This is a genomic window from uncultured Thiocystis sp. (genome assembly GCF_903866365.1).
Taxonomy (GTDB): domain Bacteria; phylum Pseudomonadota; class Gammaproteobacteria; order Chromatiales; family Chromatiaceae; genus Chromatium.
Genome location: NZ_CAIPNF010000420.1, coordinates 1 through 3,522, shown reverse-complemented (window position 1 = coordinate 3,522; position 3,522 = coordinate 1). Strand labels below are relative to the sequence as shown.

General features: G+C 58.8%; 4 protein-coding genes and 1 pseudogene. 3 read left to right on the top strand and 2 right to left on the bottom strand.

Annotated elements, in window-relative coordinates; translation table 11 throughout:
* The first annotated feature begins 175 nt into the window (after nucleotides 1-175).
* Nucleotides 176-433 (top strand): hypothetical protein, encoded by a 258-nt coding sequence (locus QZY07_RS23185; RefSeq protein WP_295408072.1) that lies wholly within the window; start codon nucleotides 176-178, stop codon nucleotides 431-433.
* 223 nt (nucleotides 434-656) lie between these two features.
* On the opposite strand, the gene QZY07_RS23180 is transcribed toward QZY07_RS23185, so the two are convergent.
* Complete coding sequence (locus QZY07_RS23180) at nucleotides 657-1,256, bottom strand: recombinase family protein (protein ID WP_295408070.1); 600 nt, start codon at nucleotides 1,254-1,256, stop codon at nucleotides 657-659.
* 672 nt (nucleotides 1,257-1,928) lie between these two features.
* Here QZY07_RS23180 and QZY07_RS23175 point away from each other — a divergent pair.
* Both QZY07_RS23175 and QZY07_RS23170 read left to right on the top strand, forming a co-directional pair.
* Nucleotides 1,929-2,297: a hypothetical protein gene (locus tag QZY07_RS23175; protein ID WP_295408068.1), complete on the top strand. Its 369-nt coding sequence runs from the start codon at nucleotides 1,929-1,931 to the stop codon at nucleotides 2,295-2,297.
* Complete coding sequence (locus QZY07_RS23170) at nucleotides 2,285-2,710, top strand: PIN domain-containing protein (RefSeq protein ID WP_295408066.1); 426 nt, start codon at nucleotides 2,285-2,287, stop codon at nucleotides 2,708-2,710. Before QZY07_RS23175 ends, QZY07_RS23170 begins: the two co-directional genes overlap by 13 nt.
* A gap of 602 nt (nucleotides 2,711-3,312) precedes the next feature.
* Here the strand turns inward: QZY07_RS23170 and QZY07_RS23165 are convergent.
* Nucleotides 3,313-3,522: pseudogene (locus QZY07_RS23165) on the bottom strand (chromosome partitioning protein ParA); the annotation flags it as partial.

Here is a 3,522-nt window from a genome sequence, read left to right as displayed (position 1 = left end):
TCCTGGATGCACGGCGGCAACCGCAGTGGGGTGTCTCGGTCGATGGGGATGAACTCGACAGCCATGGAGGCTCCGCTGGGCTTCGGGGTGAGACACACGATTGTACTCGCGATGCGGGTGCTAAGCCGGACAGGCTCCTAGCAAACGACTCGCCGTCTTGCATGGTGTTCCCTTATTGGACATCACCGCCCAGAGTCTGGAACTGGCGAAAGAATTAGTGGCGCGTGGGATCGTTCCCTTGAAAGCGAGCGAAGACGCTTTGCATATCGCAGTGGCGACGGTCCATGTCATGGATTATTTACTCACCTGGAACTGCCGCCATATCGCGAACCCGGAAATTCAAGCACGCATTGCCGAGCATTTCCGGCTAAAAGGCTTGTTTTTACCCTTTATTTGCACGCCCGACGAACTCCAGGGGGATGACGATGAGTGACGCTATTCTGTGCGAAGTCCGTCAGCAACGGGAACGGCACGCCGCGAACTTTGGGCACGACTTAGATCGTATTTTTGCCGACCTGAAAGCGCGCCAGGAACGCCATGCGACGGAAGGATGGACGATTGTTTCGCCACCGTCTTCTCCACCTTCCCCACCCAACTCCGCCTTGCAGCGGATCCGTTTTAACCGTGGGGATAACCCGCTCAACTGACGGATACCATCATTGAGGATGGTTTCTTCTGGGTGGTGCGTCTCCCGCCAGATTCTGATACAGGGTCGCCCTCGATACCCCAAACGCCTTGGCGAGATCCGTGGCCGATTCCCCCGCCGCGCGCCTGGCTCGTGCGTCCGCAATGTGGGCCTCGGTCATCACTGCGCGCCGTCCCAGATGCTTGCCGGCGGCTTTTGCGGCGGCAATCCCTTCGCGCTGACGCTCCCGGATCAAGGATCGCTCGAATTGCGCAAACGCGCCCATGACTTGGAACAGCAGCATTTGCATCGGATCGTTGGCGCTGGCATTGGCGTTGAAGGTCAATCCCTCGGTGTGAAACCGAACCTCAACCCCACGCCCCGTTAGCTCACTGACCAGGGTTTGCAGATCCATCAGATTTCGCGCCAAGCGGTCAATGGAATGCACATGCAACACGTCACCATCTCGCAAATACGCCAAGCACGCTTGGAGTTGTGCCCGCTGGTCTTGACTGGACCCAGAAAGTTTATCCTCGAAGATCCGATCCAGTGCGATTCCGTCAAGTTGTCGCGTGGTGTTCTGGTCGACGCTGGACACGCGGACGTATCCAATGGCTTTGCCTGTGCTCATCTGCGCCCCGGTTGTAGAAGTGTCCGAAAACATCATAGACCTTTCTGGAAATCCGTCCATCAATGGTTTTTGGACCTTGTCGGACGCGGTTTGACTGGTGTTTCAGGGCGGCGGGTTGGTGTCTGAGAAGGTGTACTTTAATGGACGCTCGCGCGGGCCGCTCCAAGGCGTCAGGATGGCGTATCGTGAGCGGCCCCGTCCTGGGGCCAACCGAGAACCAACATGACCGAGAGGGAAAAACCGACGTACACCGCCGCTAATATCCGCATCCTGAGCCCGCTGGAGGCCGCTGAGCGGTTCGGGTTTGCGCGGGCGGTCGTAGCTGGCCAAGCTGTACCCCACGGCGCCCAGCGACTTCATCCAGCGCCTTCTGCAAGCGTGCCAGCTTTCCGGCTGGCCGGTCGATCTCGCCGAGCAACGCTACTTGGCCGGGGACCGCACGATTCAGCCCTCGTCCGAGTTTATGGATTGCCACAACGAGCTGCTGCGGGAGGCACGGCGTCGATGATGCTCTCCTGGGAGGCCGACGCGCGGTCGGTGGCTTAACAAAGTGACGGGCTGGCGCTTGCCGGACGCGCCTGCCTGGCGGTCGGCTCATGGCGCGGCGCGTAATGCATCGACAGGCGCGCCATTGGCGGTACGATAGACGCATCAACCTGAAGGAGCCGATGCATGCGCACCACCGTCAACCTTCCTCATGGCGCTGCGCTTTCTCCTGATCGATCCGAAGTAGAAGGCGTGAGCGACTACGATCACAGGCGCACGGGCGCCACGTCACCCATCCGAGAGAGACCGGCCATGCAAGCAATCCAATTTGAAGCCAAGATCGACGACGGCGTCATCCAGGTGCCGGCTCGGCATCGGGCCTGGCGGGGTCGGAACGTCAAAGTCATCCTACTCGTCGAGGACGATGCCGAACGCACGGTAACGCCCCGTTCCGCCCTCGATATTCTGGCGCAAACGTCCGGGCAGCGGCTGTTTCAAACCGCCGAGGAAGTCGACCAGCATCTGCGCACGGAACGCGACCAATGGGACGCTTGATCCTACCCGACGAGGGGGCGATTTACCTGGATGCGAACTGCTTCATCTACAGCGTCGAGCACATCGAGCCCTATTGCACCTTGCTTCAGCCCATCTGGCAGCGGGGCGGGATCGTCACCAGCGAACTCACCTTGCTCGAAGTCTTGGTCAAGCCATTTCAGGCTGGCGATGAATCTTTGCAGGCCACGTACCGGGAATTGCTCGATACCGCCGAGGTCGAGCGCCTGCCGCTGACGGCTGCGGTCTTGGAGCAGGCGGCCCGGTTGCGGGCGACCACGGGCATCAAGACCCCCGATGCGATTCATGCCGCCAGCAGCTTGATCCGAAACGCCGCCTTGTTTCTCAGCAACGACAAGGGGTTTCAAAAGATCCCCACCCTGTCGTTTGCCTATCTGCAGGATCTCTTGTCGTGACCCAACGTCTGATCGATGAGTGGTTGCCGATTGCGGCTCTGTTGGGTCTACCCCCACTCAGGGAGTTGGTTCGGGCCACTCAGGGAGACGCTTAGCGTTCGTGGATGGTAGTTGTAGCGACTTGCATTTGAAAACTGCCGGGCCTGCATTTGACGCGATTTCGGGCCAGGATTCGCTGCAACTCACGACCCTTCAGGCCAGGATTATCTGCCACTGAGCCTGCATTTCACCGTCCAGGACTGCATTTCATCGCGTGGGGCATTGATTGCAAGTATCGCCACCGTCCAGCAAACCATGGATTGTTGGACGGTCGTCGGTGATCGAAGCCGCCCACGGAAATCCGACTTGGCGTTCGTCCAAGAAAAGCGTCCAATTTTCAACATCCATCAAGACTGAAATCTGACGCATGAGTTGGACAAAGATGACGCACCTGCTGCTCTTGGCACGTCATGGATCGTTGCAGTTAATGCTGGCCTGCCGAGATGAAATGCTGGCCTGGGTCATGGAATGCAGGCTCAGTTGCAATGAATCCTGGCCTAAGGGGTGCTTTGGTTGCAGATAATTCTGGCCTGGAAATGCATGGAATGCAGGCCCGGACAGTTTCAAATGCAAGTCGCTACACGTAAGGGTGTCGGGAGATATTCAAATTGCGGCACTTCAGCGACTGCTGCTGCTGCCTCGACGTTATCGTTCGAGTGCTCGCCCGGATCAGCGCAGTTGAGAAAGGCAAATGCACGCAGACCATCGCGCACGCTTCGCGCTTCTTCGATCAAAACCGCCATGTCGTTGAGCGCCCAGACGTCATAGCTGCG

What these genes read in the sequence shown, in the direction of transcription:
- QZY07_RS23180 (WP_295408070.1), bottom strand. Translation starts at nt 1,256, where the DNA reads ATGAGCACAGGCAAAGCCATTGGATACGTCCGCGTGTCCAGCGTCGAC.
- QZY07_RS23175 (WP_295408068.1), top strand. Translation starts at nt 1,929, where the DNA reads ATGCGCACCACCGTCAACCTTCCTCATGGCGCTGCGCTTTCTCCTGAT.
- QZY07_RS23170 (WP_295408066.1), top strand. Translation starts at nt 2,285, where the DNA reads ATGGGACGCTTGATCCTACCCGACGAGGGGGCGATTTACCTGGATGCG.